This is a genomic window from Streptomyces sp. NBC_00829 (assembly GCF_045161795.1).
Lineage (GTDB): Bacteria > Actinomycetota > Actinomycetes > Streptomycetales > Streptomycetaceae > Streptomyces.
Genome location: NZ_CP108867.1, coordinates 4,650,845 through 4,666,834, shown reverse-complemented (window position 1 = coordinate 4,666,834; position 15,990 = coordinate 4,650,845). Strand labels below are relative to the sequence as shown.

General features: G+C 66.9%; 18 protein-coding genes and 2 pseudogenes. 10 read left to right on the top strand and 10 right to left on the bottom strand.

The window, feature by feature from the left end; all coding sequences use genetic code 11:
• Positions 1–3: 3 nt before the first annotated feature.
• A complete protein-coding gene (gene kdpF, locus OG293_RS20655; RefSeq protein WP_066946098.1) occupies positions 4–93 on the bottom strand; it encodes a K(+)-transporting ATPase subunit F in 90 nt (29 codons plus the stop codon).
• Positions 94–742: 649 nt separating this feature from the next.
• A complete protein-coding gene (locus OG293_RS20650) occupies positions 743–1,573 on the bottom strand; it encodes a hypothetical protein (RefSeq protein WP_406000259.1) in 831 nt (276 codons plus the stop codon).
• Between the two features lie 10 nt (positions 1,574–1,583).
• On the opposite strand from OG293_RS20650, the gene OG293_RS20645 reads away from it, so the two are divergent.
• Both OG293_RS20645 and OG293_RS20640 read left to right on the top strand, forming a co-directional pair.
• Positions 1,584–1,901, top strand: a complete 318-nt coding sequence (locus OG293_RS20645) for a hypothetical protein (RefSeq protein ID WP_406000258.1) — start codon at positions 1,584–1,586, stop codon at positions 1,899–1,901.
• Positions 1,902–1,914: 13 nt separating this feature from the next.
• The gene (locus OG293_RS20640) at positions 1,915–2,577 is read left to right on the top strand and encodes a hypothetical protein (RefSeq protein WP_406000257.1); all 663 of its coding nucleotides are present in this window, start codon (positions 1,915–1,917) and stop codon (positions 2,575–2,577) included.
• Positions 2,578–3,044: 467 nt separating this feature from the next.
• Here OG293_RS20640 and OG293_RS20635 read toward each other — a convergent pair whose 3' ends face one another.
• Positions 3,045–3,803 carry an AraC family transcriptional regulator gene (locus tag OG293_RS20635; protein WP_406003656.1) on the bottom strand — a complete coding sequence of 253 codons (759 nt, stop codon included), beginning with the start codon at positions 3,801–3,803 and terminating at the stop codon, positions 3,045–3,047.
• Positions 3,804–3,966: 163 nt separating this feature from the next.
• Between OG293_RS20635 and OG293_RS20630 the strand changes: the two genes are divergently transcribed.
• The 4 genes from OG293_RS20630 (at position 3,967) to OG293_RS20615 (ending at position 6,355) form a co-directional block, all read left to right on the top strand.
• Positions 3,967–4,827, top strand: coding sequence for a phytanoyl-CoA dioxygenase family protein (locus tag OG293_RS20630; protein ID WP_406000256.1), 861 nt, complete (start codon positions 3,967–3,969; stop codon positions 4,825–4,827).
• A 66-nt stretch (positions 4,828–4,893) separates the two neighbouring features.
• The gene (locus OG293_RS20625) at positions 4,894–5,067 is read left to right on the top strand and encodes a hypothetical protein (RefSeq protein ID WP_406000255.1); all 174 of its coding nucleotides are present in this window, start codon (positions 4,894–4,896) and stop codon (positions 5,065–5,067) included.
• Positions 5,064–5,207: a hypothetical protein gene (locus OG293_RS20620; protein WP_406000254.1), complete on the top strand. Its 144-nt coding sequence runs from the start codon at positions 5,064–5,066 to the stop codon at positions 5,205–5,207. Before OG293_RS20625 ends, OG293_RS20620 begins: the two co-directional genes overlap by 4 nt.
• A gap of 230 nt (positions 5,208–5,437) precedes the next feature.
• Entirely contained in the window at positions 5,438–6,355 is a 918-nt protein-coding gene (locus OG293_RS20615; protein ID WP_406000253.1) for an alpha/beta hydrolase, read from the top strand.
• Between the two features lie 140 nt (positions 6,356–6,495).
• Here OG293_RS20615 and OG293_RS20610 read toward each other — a convergent pair whose 3' ends face one another.
• Together OG293_RS20610 and OG293_RS20605 are read right to left on the bottom strand one after the other, a co-directional pair.
• A complete protein-coding gene (locus tag OG293_RS20610) occupies positions 6,496–6,753 on the bottom strand; it encodes a hypothetical protein (RefSeq protein WP_406000252.1) in 258 nt (85 codons plus the stop codon).
• A gap of 177 nt (positions 6,754–6,930) precedes the next feature.
• A complete protein-coding gene (locus OG293_RS20605) occupies positions 6,931–7,110 on the bottom strand; it encodes a hypothetical protein (protein WP_406000251.1) in 180 nt (59 codons plus the stop codon).
• A gap of 500 nt (positions 7,111–7,610) precedes the next feature.
• Here OG293_RS20605 and OG293_RS20600 point away from each other — a divergent pair, with 500 nt between their 5' ends.
• Genes OG293_RS20600 through OG293_RS20590 form a run of 3 tightly spaced genes read left to right on the top strand, consistent with a single transcriptional unit; the run spans position 7,611 to position 11,254 of the window.
• Complete coding sequence (locus OG293_RS20600; protein ID WP_406000250.1) at positions 7,611–9,152, top strand: amino acid adenylation domain-containing protein; 1,542 nt, start codon at positions 7,611–7,613, stop codon at positions 9,150–9,152.
• Complete coding sequence (locus tag OG293_RS20595) at positions 9,149–10,456, top strand: hypothetical protein (RefSeq protein ID WP_406000249.1); 1,308 nt, start codon at positions 9,149–9,151, stop codon at positions 10,454–10,456. Before OG293_RS20600 ends, OG293_RS20595 begins: the two co-directional genes overlap by 4 nt.
• Before the next feature lie 15 nt (positions 10,457–10,471).
• Entirely contained in the window at positions 10,472–11,254 is a 783-nt protein-coding gene (locus OG293_RS20590; RefSeq protein WP_406000248.1) for an enoyl-CoA hydratase-related protein, read from the top strand.
• A 326-nt stretch (positions 11,255–11,580) separates the two neighbouring features.
• Here OG293_RS20590 and OG293_RS20585 read toward each other — a convergent pair.
• Positions 11,581–12,110 (bottom strand): annotated as a pseudogene (locus tag OG293_RS20585) (Tn3 family transposase); the annotation flags it as partial.
• Between the two features lie 190 nt (positions 12,111–12,300).
• Here OG293_RS20585 and OG293_RS20580 point away from each other — a divergent pair.
• Positions 12,301–12,773, top strand: a pseudogene (locus OG293_RS20580) (hypothetical protein).
• Between the two features lie 16 nt (positions 12,774–12,789).
• On the opposite strand, the gene OG293_RS20575 reads toward OG293_RS20580, so the two are convergent.
• Genes OG293_RS20575 through OG293_RS20560 form a run of 4 tightly spaced genes read right to left on the bottom strand, consistent with a single transcriptional unit; the run spans position 12,790 to position 15,972 of the window.
• Positions 12,790–14,151 (bottom strand): tyrosine-type recombinase/integrase, encoded by a 1,362-nt coding sequence (locus tag OG293_RS20575; RefSeq protein WP_406000247.1) that lies wholly within the window; start codon positions 14,149–14,151, stop codon positions 12,790–12,792.
• Between the two features lie 20 nt (positions 14,152–14,171).
• Positions 14,172–14,882, bottom strand: a complete 711-nt coding sequence (locus OG293_RS20570) for a hypothetical protein (RefSeq protein WP_406000246.1) — start codon at positions 14,880–14,882, stop codon at positions 14,172–14,174.
• Positions 14,879–15,109, bottom strand: a complete 231-nt coding sequence (locus OG293_RS20565) for a tyrosine-type recombinase/integrase (protein ID WP_406003655.1) — start codon at positions 15,107–15,109, stop codon at positions 14,879–14,881. Before OG293_RS20565 ends, OG293_RS20570 begins: the two co-directional genes overlap by 4 nt.
• A gap of 20 nt (positions 15,110–15,129) precedes the next feature.
• A complete protein-coding gene (locus OG293_RS20560; protein ID WP_406000245.1) occupies positions 15,130–15,972 on the bottom strand; it encodes a tyrosine-type recombinase/integrase in 843 nt (280 codons plus the stop codon).
• Positions 15,973–15,990: the final 18 nt, after the last annotated feature.

Here is a 15,990-nt window from a genome sequence, read left to right as displayed (position 1 = left end):
CGCTCAGAACCTCTCCGGGAAGAAGAGGGCGAGGACGAGGTAGCCGAGCAGGGCGACGGCCACGACCAGGCCGACGATGTTCTCGGCAGTCACAGCTTTGCCACCCCCTTGGCAATGACAGCCACCAGCGCGAAGACCGCGATCGTGGTGACGACGAAGGCCACATCGGCCATCGTGAGCTCCTGAATGAAGTGGGTTGACGCACTACTGGGACGGACTGTTAGAGGAAACCGCGTTTGCGGCCGGACGCGGTTTCCGTTGACGCTTCCCTTACGGCGCTCCGCGCTCTCTTAACGCGTCTCTTACGGCACACCACTGATCAGCCGAAAGATCATTTATGGCCCCGTACCGGCGGGGGTACGGGGCCATGGATTTCGGCCAGCATCCAATGTGGGCGAAACCCTCGGTGAGGGTCTTACGTCCACTGGCCGGTGCGATCGCCTTCGGGGGCGACGGCAAGGATGTGCAGTTCGCGGACGGGCAATGTGCGGCGACCGGCGCGTGGCGGATGCCGGGCTGCGCTTCGGGCTCGGGTTCAGTGCCTGAGCCCGATCCCCGAGTGGGCCACCGTGATCATCCAGCAATGGCCTGACAGCCTTCTTCGCCACCATCAAACGCGAATTGCTCGACACCACCGCCTGGCCCAGCCGGGCCGGAGCACGCACGGCGATCTTCGACTTCATCGAATGCTGGTTCAACTTGCACCGTCTCCAGCAGCCTCGGGCTACCTCGGTCCCGCCGACTACGAGGCCGCTCTCGCGGCCTGAACACCACACCGATGATGTCCGTCAAAGCGGAACAAGCCCACCTCGCACACGTCCAGCGTCGCGGTCCCGGCCGGGGCCTTGCGACCGGTCAGGAACAGCGGCCCGCGGGTGCGGCCGGCGATCAGACGGGGCAGGAGCTGGGCGGTGCCGGACTGCCAGTGGATCCACTCGGTCGCGCCGCCCTTGGCGGTGATCTTGCCGCGCTTGTCCTGCGGGTACAGGTCCTCCACGTTCAGGCACAGCACCTCACCGGCCCGCGCTGCCGACTCGTAGAGCATCTTCCAGAACGTCTTCTCCCTCAGCCCGACGTCCAGGCGCCACAGGGCGGCAATCTGATTCTCGGCCAGGGCCCTGGTGCGGTCCGGGGGTGCTGGCCGCCGCTCGATGCCGATAGTCGGGTCACCGATGATCCAGCCCTGGCGCTGCCACCAGCCGATGGCCTTGCGCGCGGTGGACAGTTCGCGGTTGACGGTGTCGGCGTCCATCTCGTCCGCCCGCGCCGCCGCCAGCTCGGCCAGCACCTCGGGCAGCGCCGGGTCGTCGATTGCGGTGATGGGGAAGACGGGCGGCTTCGCGCCGCGGCGGGCGGGTCCGGTCGGCGCCGGGGTACGACCAGGCGGAGGCCCGGCGGATCGTGAGCTGTCGATCCGCAAGGAGGCCGCAGCGAAGAACCGGCCGGCGGACCTGATCAACATCGCGCTGGAGAAGGTCGTGGAGGCCGGGCTGGAGCTGCCGGGTTTCTCCACCTTCGACAAGATGGCCTCGAAGATCCGCACCGAGGTGAACGCCTCGATCTGCTTGGGCATCCACGACAGGATGAGCCCCCTTCAGCGCACCGAGTTGCTGCGGCTGCTGGAGGAGCGCGACGGGGACGGTACGACGCTGTTCAACCGGCTGAAGAAGCCCGCCAAGGGGCCGAGCTGGTCGCACTTCAAGAACCTGACCAAGCGCATGGAGTGGCTGGACGGCCTCGGCAACAGCGCGGTGTGGATGGACGGCGTTGCCGCACGGAAGATCACCGACTTCGCCGGGGAGGCGGACGCCGGGGACTCTCCGGCGCTGCGGGACTACACGCCGGTCAAGCGCCTCGCGCTGATCGCGTGCCTGGTTCACAAGGCGAGCATGCGGCCGTGATGACCTGGCGACGATGTTCTGCAAGCGCGTCGCCACGAAAATCAAGAAGGCCAAGTCGGAGCTGGAGGAGATCCGGCTCGCTGAGCGGGAGATCGCTGAGGCCCTGATCGGGAACTTCCGCACCGTGCTCAAGGACATCGACGCTGACGGCCCGGCCCAGCTGGCGCTCGCGAAGGCTGCGGACATGACCGCCGAGGCGAGGGCGGCCCTTCAGGGGCTGGATGAGGAGGCGTCAGCCGACGAGGTAGTCCGACGGCTGGGCGGGAAAGCCTCCCCGGCCCTGCTCGTCTTCGTGAAGGCCCTGGTGTCGCAGGCCAGGGGCCTGGCCAAGGTGATGAAGACGGTGGATGGGTTCGGCGGGTTCGCCAAGCAGTACGAGCAGATCGAGAAGGTCTCCGCCCACCACGGCAACCTGTGGGAGCCGCTGCTGTACGGGCAGATCAGCCGGGACCGCGCGGTGATGTTCGACCTAGCCGAGAAACTGGAGTTTACCGCCACCTCGGAGGACGGGCGGGTGCTGGACGTGCTCGCGCATGCCCAGCGGCACCAGGCGGCGTGCGGCGAGTACATCACCGCCTTCGACGAGGAGGGCAGGGAGGTGGACATCACCTTCGCCACCCAGAACTGGCGCAAGGTGGTGGTCGACAAGACCCGCCCGGGGCAGTTAGTCCGCTAGCACTTCGAGGCGATGGTCTTCACCCTACCTCGCCGAGGAACTGCGCTGCGGCGACGTCGCGGTGGTCGGCTCGGAGGAGTACGCCGACTGGTCCGAGCAGCTGCTGGAGTGGGAGGCCGTTCAGGAGAAGCTGGCCGACTAACTGGTGGAAGTCGGGCTGTGCGAGGCGGGCGAGAGCGCCGAGTTCGACGCGCAGTTCTTCCGCCGGCAGCTGGAGGACAAGCTCCGCAACGCCGCCGCGGCGGCGGACGCCGGATACCCGGACAACGAGGGAGTTCGGCGAACGCGTTGCGCTCCTGGCGCAGGTTCGCCGTCGTGGGCACCAGATCCGCCTTCGCGATACGGACCGTCGCCTCGGATCCGCCTTTGGACTCGGCGTCGAAGGGAACGCAAGCGTGAACCTGCATCCCGCTGTCCATGTTGTATGTGTCGGCGGCGCAGCGTGACGTGTTGGACCGCTGCTTCAGCTATGCCTGTCCCCTGCGGCGGTATTCCTGGGGTGTGCAGCCGTCGGCCTGACGGAAGGCTCGGGCGAAGTGCTGGCCGGACCCGAATCCGATCTCGATGCCGATCGCGGTGATCGTCAGGTCGCTGGCACGTAGCAACTGCCGGGCTCGTTCGATGCGGCGCTCGTTGAGGTATCGATGTGGCGGCATACCCGTCTCCCGTGCGAACAGTCCCGCGAGGTAGGTGGGTGCGAGGCCGACGCGTTCCGCGAGGTCTGCCAGAGGCCATCGGCGTGAGAACTCGCCGTCCAGAAGGGCGCGGATCTGAGCGACAGCAGGGTGGACCGACAGCTCGGATGTGCTCGGGCCGGGCATGAGCAGCCGGCCAGCCTCCAGGATGAGAATGTCGGCGGCCAGCGCGACCCCCTCGTCTTGGTGCGAGCGTTTCACTGTTAGCTCTCGAACCAACTGCGCGAAGGGTTCTACGAGGGATCGCGCGCCCGGGTGGTGCACGACGGCTGGCAGGTTGCGCCACTGTTCGGTGAGGGCTGGGTGGCGTCCGAACACCGCGGCGATGTCGATGGCGGCGAAGTAGAAGTGATGGTTCCCGGGGTGTTCTTCGGTCATGTGATGGACGGTCCCGGGTGCCATCATGAACATGTGCCCAGGACCCAGGACGTACTGGCATCCTGCTGCGGTCCACCTGCTCAGGCCGTGGACTTGCAGGTAAAGCTCCCATTCCGGATGGGTGTGCTCGTGGATCAGGAAACGGGCCGACACCCACTGTTCTCCGGCGTGACGGACCCCGCTGGCGGGCTGGCTCAGCTGGGCGTGGAAGCCGGCGCGAAGGCCGGTCGGCCGCGATACGGACACCTGAAGATTGTCCACACAATGCGATAGATCCGGCAAGCCTCCCGTGGTCGGCGCGATCTAGCGTCTCCCCATGAACGATTTCACTCTCAGCCCAGAGCAACAGGCTCTGCTGCCCGGCCCCCAGGACGTCGATTTCTATCGGCGGCATGGGTACTGGATCTCTCCGCAGATCCTTCCGGAGGAGGTGCTCGACGCCGCCGAGCGCGGCATGCGGCGTTTCTACGCCCGTGACTACGACGCCGAAGTTCCCGGGACGCTCGATTTCGGACCCGGGCAGAAAGAGAGCCTACGTAAGCACGACTACACCTCGCAGCGCGTAGGCGAGCTGGCACAGCTGCTCGCCTATCCGCTGATTGGAGCCTCTGCGGCGGTTCTGGCCGGGGCCGCGGGCATCAGGCTGTGGCACGACCAGTTGTTGTACAAGCCGGTCGACGGCTCCGGCGTACCTGGCAACGTCGGCTGGCACACCGACCGCCAGTACTGGCAGTCGTGTTCGTCTGCGGAGATGCTGACCGCATGGGTGGGCTTCCATGACGTCGACGAGACCGGCGGGTCGGTGTCATTCCTGGAGGCCAGCCATCAATGGGACGTCGAGGGGCTGGACTTCTTCAGTCAGGATCTGAGCGGGATGGAGGCGGCGCTGGTGGGCCAGGGCTATCCGTTCGACGTGCGGCCGACGCGGATGAAGCGGGGCCAGGTCAGTTTCCACCACTGCATGACGGTGCACGGCAGCGGTCCGAACCAGGGCACGGCGCCCCGCCGTTCGCTGGCGATTCACCTACAACCCCTGGACAACATGTGGCGCAGCCACGTCCTGCCCAACGGCGAGCAGGCCCGGCACGGGAACGACTCGCTTGTCGGAACGGTGGACGGGCACCCGGACTACGCAGACCCGCAGATGTGCCCGCTTCTATGGTCCGCCGGTGCGTGAGGCGATCCCCGTGATGTGGACACGCCCGACAATGGATCTTGTTGATCCTGGATGGTGTAGACCCAGGTGGCAAGGCCCTCGAAGTACAGTGCGGAGTTCCGGTCCGATGTGATCGCGTTGTGGCGGGCTTCGGCCGGCAGGCGGACGTTCAAGGACATGGCCAAGGCGGAAAAGGAATGGCAGCTCGAGCGGGAGATCCTGCGCCGGGCAGCCGCCTGTTTGGCCCGGGAGATGAAGTGAAGACCGCCGCCTGGGACTTCGTCTCCACCCACGCCGAGACGTTCGGCATCAAGCGGATATGCCAGGTGCTGGAGGTCTCCCGCTCGGGCTACTACCGGTGGATCACCAGCGCGGGAGGGGGGTTGGCAGGTGCCAACTGAACAGGCCGCCGCTCCGGCTGCTGGACGAACACGGCCACCGCCAAGAGGGTTGCTGTGCTCCGGACAACGATCATCGGCCGGTGTCGGGTGTGGGTGGACGCGGCGCGGCCACCGTGTCAGGGCCGTCCGAAGACGCGTAGGTGGGCTGCGGTATTTCCTGGCGTGCGGCGGATCCGGCGCCGCAGGTCGGCTATAGCGTGGAGTTGAGACCCGAGTGATGAGGAGGGCGCGTGCGATTCGCGCTGGACGCACTGTTCGCCGACGTGCCCGCGGAGCAGGTCGATGAAGCTCGCGACTTCTACAAGTCGAGGGCGGCAGGCCGTGGCCCCAGCACACTGGAGGGGCTGAAGGAGGCACGAACGAGGAGGTCTGTTCTTCATGCCGCCGATCCGCCTGCCATCAAAGAGACGATCGAAGCCGCGGAAGCGCGCGTCCCTGTCAGGATCTTCACTCCTATCGACGGTCCGCCGCGGGGCGTCTACCTGGACATACACGGCGGCGGCTTCTACATGGACTCCGCAGCGCGAGGAGACAAACGCAACCGCGAGCTCGCAGACGCCCTGCACCTCGCCGTTGTCAGCGTCGACTACCGGCTGGCCCCTGAGCACCCCTGGCCGGCGGCACCCGACGACTGTGAAGCGGCGGCGCTCTGGCTCGTCGAAGAAGCCGATACCCGCTTCGGAACGTCCCGATTTGTGATCGGCGGGAGCTCCGCGGGAGCCACACTCGCCTTGGCGACCCTGCTCCGGCTGAGAGACAGAGGTGCCGTTGGCCGATTCACCGGCGCTGCGCTCCAATTCGGGACCTACGACTTGAGTGCACGAACCCCGGCCGGTCGCCGCATCGCGGACGAATACTTCATCCAGGCGTACGTCGGCCATGCGGAAGACCACACTGTTCCCGACATCTCTCCCATCTACGGCGTTCTTCGCGGGCTTCCCCCAACGCTGCTGATCGTCGGAAGCGCAGACGTGTTGCTGGAAGACAACCTGGCGCTGGCAGGTCGGTTGTCAGCGGCCGGCAATGACGTCGAGCTCCGGGTCTACCCCGACTCACCCCACGGCTTCACGAGCCACCCCACGGCAATGGCCAGGACGGCGCTCAGCGGCGTCGACTCCTGGCTACGCGACCGGATTGCGCAATCGTAGGGACTGACCGCGATCCTCGAAGTATCCCAGTTCCAGAGGTCGATTACGTGAGACACGGCCTCGCTCACTCCCGCCGACGTGGGCGGCAAACCGTCAGGAGCGCAGTCGATACCGATCAACCGGACACCTCTCATGCCCGGCTATCTCGCGTACCTGATACGGATGTCCGCGCTCGGCAGATCCGGGTCGATCGGCGCCGGCGGCGGGGTGCCCGGCCGCCGCGGTCGGCCCGGCCCGCGGTCGGCCGGGGCCGGGACCCGCAGCGCCTTCTTCAGCCGGGGCACCTGGGTGAAGCGGCAGGGCGAGCCGGGCTGTGCGTCACACTTCGGACAGGCGCGCTGTTCGACGTCGTCCGCGTCCGACCGGGCGGTCGGGGAAGGCTGCTGAGGGTCCGTCATGGGCTCGGATTTTCGCACAATGCAATTCTCAGAACGGGTTGACTCCCATTTTTTGAGTGAGAACGGTTCTGAGAAACGAATCCGGGATCGGCGGTGGTCTGGCGACCCGTGATTGATCTTGCTCGCACAAAGGACCACTTCTGCGAGCGCGAAACGTGAGGCCTTCACCAGCGGTGATCACGCGGCCGGGTCGTCGCCGATCCGGAGTTCGTTCACCCACGCCTGGGCCGCAGCAAGGTCGGGGGCGATGCCGACCGGTTCGTACGCGAACCCGCTCCACTCATTCAGGACGTGCGGCTCGACGGCCGGAGGCTGCCAGTGGCTGCTTGTTGTACGCGGCGAGCGGGTGGCCGGCATCCAAACGCGGCACGGGCGGAACGGCTGGTTCGGGGGTTGGTCCCGTTCTTCCTTCGGCTCGCGAACCCGTCGGCGCAAGCCCGCCACCTCTGCTGCAGCCCAGGCCCGTCAGCGGCCCGGATCCGGTTCCTGAGCGCCTCGGTGTTGGCCCTCAGATCGGTGGCGATGGACTTGGTTGTCGCTCCCGGCCTCGACCGGTACAACGCGAGCGCGTTCTTCTGGACCATCAAGATCGAGGTCTTTTCGGGTGTCCACGTTCCGGTGGCAGGGCCCGTTGCCACGTCAACCAGTTCTTACGGGTGTATGACGTCGACCCGATTCATCTGGTCTGCGGCGGGCTGAGGTTGTGGAGTCTGTGTAGCGGATGTGGCGCATGTGGCGCATGTGTGCCCCGGGCCGTCGTGCCCGTTTCCCGGTGGAGAGGGTCAGCGGTGGATCAGCAAGTACTCAAGGGTGCAGTGGGCTTGGCGGAGCCTGGTGATTGTGGTGCTGGAGGGGAGGTGCCCCACGGTGAGGCCAGTCAGGAGGAGCTGTTCCGCAGGTTTGGCTGGGGTTCGGCCGCGGAGGTTCCTTACGATTGCGTTCATCATGCTGTCGAGGTTCAGGCGGCCGGTCGGCCGATGGCGGTTGCGGCTGAGTTCCTGGGCGAGTCGATCACCTATGGCGAGCTGGACCGTCAGGCCGACCGGCTGGCATCGGTGCTGGAGGCCGCAGGAGTGGGTCCCGGTGACTGCGTGCCGTTGTTCACGCGGCGAGGAATTCCGCTGCTGGTCGGTCTGCTCGCGGTGCTGAAGGCGGGGGCGGCGTACGTGCCCCAGGATGCGCTCGCCGCGCCGGCCGAGCAGCTGCGGCACATCGTCGCGGCGACCAGGGCCCGAGTGGTGCTGACGGCGGGTGAGCACGCACATCTGGTCCCGGACGTTGAGGGAGTGGCGCTGATTGCCGTCGATGCGGTGATGGCGGAGCCTTTGTCCGAGCAGCAGGTGCGGTTCGTTCCGGCCCGGCCCGCCAGGGGTGATGACGGCTGCTACGTACTGTTCACCTCCGGCACCACCGGATCCCCGAACGGGGTCGTGGTGACTCACCGGAATGTGTGCAACCTGCTGTTCACCGAGCCGGGTGGACTGGGCATGGGTCCGGGACAGCGCGTGGCTCAGATACTCAACATCGCTTTCGACATGGCCGCCTGGGAGATACTCGGGGCGCTCAGCCACGGGGCGACTCTCGTCATCCGGGGCAAGGACATCGCGGAGGCGGTTCGCCAAGCAGATGTGGTGATCTCCACGCCCACCGTCCTCAGCGGCATCGACCCCGCGTCGTGCCATCGGGTGAAGGTCGTCGCCGTCGCAGGGGAACCGTGCCCCCGGCAGCTGGCCGACCGGTGGGCGGCGCACTGCACGTTCTACAACTCCTGCGGGCCCACCGAGACCACCATCGTCAACACGATGCAGCGCCACACCCCCTCCGCGGGCCGGCTCACCATCGGCCGTCCCACCCCCAACAACACCGTCTACATCCTCGATGAGGAGCGTCGCCCGCTGCCGGTCGGCGAGGTCGGCGAGATGTGGGCCGGTGGTGAGGGGATATCCGCCGGTTATCTCGGTGATCCCGTACTCACCGCCGAGCGGTACGTGGCCGATCCCTTTCTCGGTGGCGGGCGGCTGATGTTCCGCACCCGCGATCTGGGTCGCTGGACTGCCGAGGGTCAGCTGGAGATCCTCGGCCGTACCGACGACCAGGTGAAGGTCCGTGGGTTCCGGGTCGAGCTGGACGCGGTCTCCGCCGTGCTGGAGGGCCTGCCCGGCTGTGTGCGTGCCGCAACGCTGAAGCTGGATGGCCGGACCCTGGTCTCCTTCGCTTCGCCGGCCGGACTGGATTCCGCGGCGGCCCGGCAGGCCGTGGCCGATGCCCTTCCCTACTACTGCGTCCCGGACATGGTGCACATTCTTCCCGAGCTGCCCCGCACCAGCCGCGGCAAGATCGACAAAGCGGCCCTTCGGCGCCTGGCCGAGCGCCACGGGGCTCAGGAGACCGTGCGATGAGGACGCCTCCCGGGACACTTCCGGTCCGTCCGCAGGACATCACGCTTCCCCGGCCCATTTCACGTGTGCGGCGCTTGTGGAAACACCCGCGGCTGATGCACTACAACCGGCTGATCGCCCTCGTGCTGACGGCCAACCTCATCGTTCTCGCTGTCCGGCTCGCCGGCGACGACGGGCTGAACGCACATACGACGGGCCACCTGGTGCTGGCGAATTTCGCCCTGACGGTCCTGATCCGCCAGCAGTACGTAATCAACGTGCTCTTCCGGATCGCCACGGCCGCCCCGCTGCACTGGCCGCTGCGGATCCGCTGGATGCTCGCGAAGGTCTACCACTTCGGCGGCCTCCACGTCGGCGGCGCACTCGCCGGCACCTGCTGGTTCCTCGCCCAGACTGCGATGCTGACCGCGGAGCGGGCCCCTGCACACGTGCTTGCCGTCTCCTACCTGCTGCTGGCGCTGCTGATCGCCGTGATCGTCATCGCGCTGCCCCCTCTGCGTTCACAGCACCATGACCTGTTCGAACGTACCCACCGGTTCGGTGGCTGGGCAGCTCTTGCCCTCTTCTGGGCCCAGACCCTGCTGTCACTGCAGGCACAGGCGGCGGCACCGCTCACCGACCCCGGCACATGGGTCCTAGCCGTGCTGACCTTCAGCATCGCGCTGCCCTGGCTCCGGCTGCGCAAGGTACCCGTCCATATCGAGCGCCCCTCACCCCACGTGGCCATCGCCCGCTTCGACCACGGCGAGACCCCGTTCGCCGGCTCCTCGACCGCCATCAGCCGCAGCCCACTGACCGAATGGCACTCCTTCGCCAACGTGCCCGCACCCGGGCAGAGCGGATTCCGCCTCACCATCTCCCGGGCCGGAGACTGGACCGGCGCCTTCATCGACGACCTGCCCTCCCACCTCTGGGTCAAAGGCATCACCACGGCAGGCGTCGCCAACATCGAAACCCTTTTTCACAAGGTCGTCTACGTCGCCACCGGCAGTGGCATCGGCCCCTGCCTGCCCCACCTGCTGGCCGCCCAGGTCCCCTCCCGCCTGGTGTGGGCCACCCGCACCCCCCGCGCAACCTACGGCGACACCCTCGTCGAGGAAATCCTCACCGTCCAGCCAGACGCAGTGATCTGGGACACCAACGAGCACGGCAAACCCGACATGGTGCGCCTCGCCTACGCCGCATACCAAGACTTCGGTGCCGAGGCCGTCATCTGCATCTCCAACAAGAAACTCACCTGGCAGGTCGTCCACGGCCTGGAACGCCTCGGCATCCCCGCCTACGGCGCCATCTGGGACTCCTGAGAAGGACCACACGACATGACCGACACGCAGTACCGCACTCTGCACGTCAACCGGGCCGACCGGGTCGTCACCGTCACCCTGAACCGCCCGGACGTACTCAACGCGCTCAGCAGCGAACTGATGAGCGAACTCAACCACGCGCTGCTCCCACTGGACCGCGACCCCGGCATCGGCTGCTTCGTGATCACCGGGTCCGAACGAGCCTTCGCCGCAGGTGCCGACATCACCGAGATGGCACCCAAGACCGCCACCCAGATGGCAGCCGAGGACCACTTCGCCGACTGGGAGACGTTCGCCGGCCTTCGCACCCCCAAGATCGCCGCCGTGGCCGGCTACGCACTCGGAGGTGGTTGCGAACTCGCCATGATGTGCGACCTCATCATCGCCGCCGACAACGCCGTCTTCGGCCAGCCCGAAATCAGACTCGGCGTCATCCCCGGCATCGGAGGCACCCAGCGCCTGACCCGCCTCATCGGCAAAGCCCGGGCCATGGACATGATCCTCACCGGCCGCACCATGAACGCCGCCGAGGCCGAACACGCCGGTCTCATCTCCCGGCAGGTTCCCGCCGACCGACTGGCCGAAGAAGCAGCCGCCACAGCCCGCACCATCGCCTCCCACAGCAAACCGGCCGTCCTCGCCGCCCGCGAAGCCGTCAACCGCGCTCTGGAAACCGGCCTCCAGGACGGCCTGCTGTTCGAACGCCGCACCTTCCACGCACTCTTCGCCACCCAGGACCAAAAGGAAGGCATGCAGGCCTTCCTGCACAAGCGAGAACCCACCTTCACCGGACAGTGACCGTGACTGTGAGGCTCCATTCCGGCACCACGGCGGAGCCGGCGCACTGAAAGGACACCGCTGTATGCGCCCAATAGGAGGTCGTGCACCACGTCCTCGATGAGCTCGCGCGTCTCGTCCATGGCCCGATGACGCCGACCCGGCCGGACTCGTTCAGGCGGCTTGGCCGAAGCCCGCGGCGGCCGGTCCTGGTCACGGAGCAAAATGAAATCCACATCCAGCTTCGTCTCGTACGCCTCGGGCTGGATGCCGAGCTCGTGCGTGCTGTACTCGCCGAACCGTTTGATGTGCTCGGTCAGGTAAGGCGAGACGTGGGCCAGGTCCTCGGGGTCGATCTCCCATCCCTCCTCCAGCAGCTGGCGGACGATCTCGGCGATGTCCAGGGCGTTGTGGAAGATCACCGCGTTGGTCAACAAGGCGTTGAATTTCATCGCCTTCTCCTGCTCGACGGGGTCGTTGTCGGCGATGACGCCCCGGTTGCCGAAGCCGACCCACTGGGAGAAGTGGTTGAACGACTCCACCTTGTTGGTGGCCGCGGTGACCCGCCGACGCAGCGGGGCATCCGTCAGATAACGCAGCTGCACGGTGCGGATCACACGCCGACCTCGCGGAACGAGGTGTAGGTCGCGTTCCTGTGCGAGCCGGAGCGCAGCCGCTTCAGAAGCGTCGACGAGGAGATCACGCCCTCGCGGACGGAGATGGCCACCCGCATCAGGTGCCGGAACTGGGACTCGATCAGGTCCCAGTCGATGACGTTCTTGCCCGGCTCCCCGAACAGCGCTTCGATGTGCACGTACTCGGTCTGCTTGCTGGGCCGGTAGAAGGTCAGGCCCTTCCAGTTCCTGATCCTGGGCATCAGGTCGAAGCCCAGGAGGTGAGCGAGGGTGAAGACCGGCAGCGACTTTATGTGGACAGTTCAAGTTGATCTTCCTCGGGTGTGTCGTTCGGACCGTCGGCTGTGCCGGCGTCATCTGGAGGCACTCGCGGCTGGGCAGGAAGATCAGACATAGAGTGCGATGCTCGACGAGCTGGCGAGGGTAGGAGCCGTGGAAATTACAGTCCAGTGGATACGGACGTCCTGGACGAAGCAGTCCCGGGGAGGAGAGGCTGCCACTCGCAGGAACGCGGCCCCGGTCGGCTTCACCGTTACGCATGCGCCGCCTTCGGTCGCGCACGTGGTCGCATGCATGAGCGAGACGGCTTCGCCCCCAATGACAGCCGGGAAGACCTGCGCAAGGTCGACGTCCAGCTCCGCGAAGCCGACGGCCGGTTGCGAGTCCTTCCCCGAGTGCAGCCCCTGTTCGCCATACCCCCTCGGCCGCGACGGCCTCCGGCCGTGCGCCTCGCCCCCGGTCAATGGGTCCGATGGCAGCTCAACTACCGCTTCAGCAGTGCACTGGGGATCCGAGGCTGGACGTACTGGCTGGACACTTTCAACATCGCCTATGGCCCAGTGAGTGACGACGTGTTCTTGTCGACGCCCACTGTGTTCATCGACGAGCGAGGGCCGCTCAGGTAGACCCACTGCGGCGTCATCAAGCACTGGACTCGTCGGCCTCCGCTTCGGCATGGGCGGGTTGGCCGAGGTCAGTCAGAAGCTTGTCGGTGCGTTCGCTGGTGCAGCGGTGTCGTTCAACCTCGCGGTCCCAGCCGCGTTCGGCCGCGTCGTGGGCGAGGGTGATCTCAACCTCGCGTCGTGCTCGCAGTCGTGGTGCATATTCGGGTGTGGTGACGAACTTCGCGCAGGTCAAGTAGAGGTCGCACTCGCAGGGGCCTTCGGCGGGTAGCCGGAGGCAGCGGCCGAGTTCTAGTTCGGTCTTGAAGAAATTGGTCTTGAGCCAATCGATCGAAACGTCTGGCAGAGCGCCGTTTCTGAGTTCCTCGGCGGCCGGTCCGGCGATCGTTGCCCCGGGTCCGAGGACTGCCCGGTAGTCGCGCAGTACTTCCTGGTCGCTGACCTGTGCGTAGACGAGTGCCATGCTCACGGAGGTGTGCCCGAGTACCTTCATGATGGTGTGCAGCTTCGCGCCGCGTTCGGCGAGCTGGGTGCAGACTGTGTGACGGAATCGGTGGGCCGAGACGGTGCCGCGACCGGTGCCGTCTCGGCCACCTGGGCGGACGAGGCCGACGGCCTTGCAGGCGACCTGGATCGAGGTCTCGAACAGGTAGAAGGTCGACAGCAGCTTGCCGTGACTCATTGAACAGATAGAGGATCTCCTCGCCGGTCCGCTCGTCCGTGAAGGGTCGCTCGGGTGCGTTCCTGCACAGGTCAATAACCTTTTGCAGGGCCTCGGCGGCGTCCTCGTGCAGTGGGACGACCCGCTCTCGGTAGGTTTTGCGACCGGACAACGCAGCCGTGGGGTGCCGTCGGGGTAGCGGTCCAGGCAGTCGACCGGGAGCCGTTGGATCTCGGTGCGGCGGGCCCCGGACCAGCGGGCCACCAGCAGGGCGGCGCGTTGGAACGGGCAGGCGATCGCGTCGATGACCGGCATCAGCTTGTCGAGTTCGTGGTCGGGGATGAACCGGGGCACCTTCTGGGGGAACTTGGGTGCGTCGCCCGCGCCGATGAGGGTGTAGCCGGGCACGTCGGCGTACTGCCAGGTCGCAGTGTCCCGAAAGAACTGGGAGAGGCCGGAGATCCGCTGGATCCGCGACATCACGCCGAGCGGCTTGCCTGTCCTTTCAGTCGGCGCCTCGGCGATGTGGGCGATCCAGCCAAGGCAGTGATCCCGTGTGACGTCGGCGAAGGTGGTGATCTCGGGGTGGTTCTCGCCGAGCCAGTTGCCGAACACGCGCACCGCGAGCTCCAGCTTGTCCACCGTCGACGGGGCGTCGGTCAGTTTGCGGGCCGCCAGCCACTTCTGTGCGACGGCGAGCATCGTCGGCGGCAGCTCCATCGGCGGTTTCCACGACGGCATCAACTTCCGTGGTGGGGTGGCCACTTGGCCGCGGTGGAATAGCACCACCTGCAACTGGTACAGGTGGGTGATCCACTGCTTGGACGCGTTGTCCCGGTAGTTCTGCACCGATGGGTAGAAGCGGTGCAAGTCCTCCCGTTCGCTGAACAGCCGGACAGCTTCGAGCGCTCCGGCGATGTGCTCTTCGGTGATGTGCTCAGCCCACGAAAGGCCGAGTGCAGAGCGATCCGGCTGACCGTCCAGTTCATCGCCTGCCTGGCCGAACCCGCCGCATAGCCGAGCGCGATGGCTTCCTCGATCAGGGCGGCCGTGCCCAGGTCGATGCCCATCTCGACGGCCGGGTCCACGACCCGGATCTGTCCGGCACCGAGCATCCACGGGTAGTCGAACGTGATGTACTCGCGCAGCGCGAGGAACAGCAGGTAGGGGCGGGCATAGAAGGAGACCGGAAAGGAGGGTGCCGTGTGCGGTTCGCCGGGCAGACTGCCTACCCGTTCCACCAACGGTGCAGCGAACCAGTCGGTCATGCTCGGCCATGCGTCCATGAACACCCGGTAGCGTCGCAGCTTGGAGCCGCGGTAGCCCGGATGGATGTCCTGCCCGTTCAAGAACGCGAGGTACTCGACCTCGGGACAGTGCCGGGCGGGCCGCCAGGGCCGTGGCGGTGCCACCGCGAGTGCCGCCGCGGTGGAGACCGGTCCGGCCCTCACTTGTCGGCTCCGCCGCGGCCCAGCTGGTCGAGCGCCTGGTGATAGTCGGCGACGACGGCCGGATCGGAGACCCGGGTGTAGATGCGTGTCGACTCCGGAGAGGCATGGCCAAGCCGCTTCTGTAGCGTCAGTTCCCGCATGCCGCCCTCCCACATGCTGGTCGCGTGAGTGTGCCGTAGAGCGTGCGGGGTCACCCACGGCTCGCGGATCCCGGCCCGGGAGAACATCCGCACCAGGCAGTCGTAGCTCAGCGCCTCCAGGCACCGGGTGCCGCGGCGCCGATCAGGAACACCAGCCGGCTGTCGGCCTCGGCCGGGCGCTCGCCCATCACGTAGGCGCTGACCGCCGCGAGGGTCTCTGCCTCGTGCAGGTCGACGACCCGTTCGTAGCGGGACTTCGACCGGGCGCCTTTGGGATGGTCGTCACGGTGACGGACCACCACCCGCCGCCTGCCGTAGGCCAGGTCGACCAAGTGCAGGCCGAGAACCTCGCCTGGTCGCAGGCCGCCGTGGAGCATCAGCAGGACGATCGCCTTGTCGCGCAGGCCCCGGAGCTGTGCCAGCAGGACCTGGACCTGGTCGTCGGAGAGCGGTCGCGGCATCCGCTGTACGGTCTTGACGCGCACGGCCCGGCGGACCGGGCGCTGTCGGCTGGCCCGGCCCATGAACGGGCGGTGTTTCTCGGAGACTCGCGCGAGCGCCGGGTCCGGCCGCTTCTCCAACGGATTTGCCCTGTCCAACAGCCGGGACAGGATCGCGTACTCGTAGAACGAGGACACCGCCGCCAGAATCCGGTTCACCGTGCTCGCCGCAAGCTTGGTCGCCGGTCCGTCCGCATCCAGGGTCACAACCGACAGGGTCATCCGGCGCCGAGGGCGTCGGGACGGCACCGAGCGCAGATACTCCAGCAGCGCGATCGAGTCCGGCAGACCGAAGCGTTCCCAGCTCAGGCCGCTGCCGGCGAAGAAGAGCCACAGGTGCCGGAGGTCGTACGCGTAGGACACCAGCGCGTTCGGCGAGCAGTCCCGGGCCGCGAGGAACCGCAGGAAACCGGAGACCACCTCGACCGGCTCGCCGCTCTCGTTGAGCAACTCGACACGGTGTGACCC

Bases quoted from the DNA above. Each gene is read 5' to 3' on its own strand.
- OG293_RS20650 (WP_406000259.1), bottom strand. From the start codon at position 1,573: ATGCCCAAGCAGATCGAGGCGTTCACCTCGGTGCGGATCTTCGAGGCC.
- OG293_RS20645 (WP_406000258.1), top strand. From the start codon at position 1,584: ATGAGCCCCCTTCAGCGCACCGAGTTGCTGCGGCTGCTGGAGGAGCGC.
- OG293_RS20640 (WP_406000257.1), top strand. From the start codon at position 1,915: ATGTTCTGCAAGCGCGTCGCCACGAAAATCAAGAAGGCCAAGTCGGAG.
- OG293_RS20630 (WP_406000256.1), top strand. From the start codon at position 3,967: ATGAACGATTTCACTCTCAGCCCAGAGCAACAGGCTCTGCTGCCCGGC.
- OG293_RS20610 (WP_406000252.1), bottom strand. From the start codon at position 6,753: ATGACGGACCCTCAGCAGCCTTCCCCGACCGCCCGGTCGGACGCGGAC.
- OG293_RS20605 (WP_406000251.1), bottom strand. From the start codon at position 7,110: ATGCCGGCCACCCGCTCGCCGCGTACAACAAGCAGCCACTGGCAGCCT.
- OG293_RS20595 (WP_406000249.1), top strand. From the start codon at position 9,149: ATGAGGACGCCTCCCGGGACACTTCCGGTCCGTCCGCAGGACATCACG.
- OG293_RS20590 (WP_406000248.1), top strand. From the start codon at position 10,472: ATGACCGACACGCAGTACCGCACTCTGCACGTCAACCGGGCCGACCGG.
- OG293_RS20575 (WP_406000247.1), bottom strand. From the start codon at position 14,151: ATGGAGCTGCCGCCGACGATGCTCGCCGTCGCACAGAAGTGGCTGGCG.
- OG293_RS20565 (WP_406003655.1), bottom strand. From the start codon at position 15,109: ATGTTCTCCCGGGCCGGGATCCGCGAGCCGTGGGTGACCCCGCACGCT.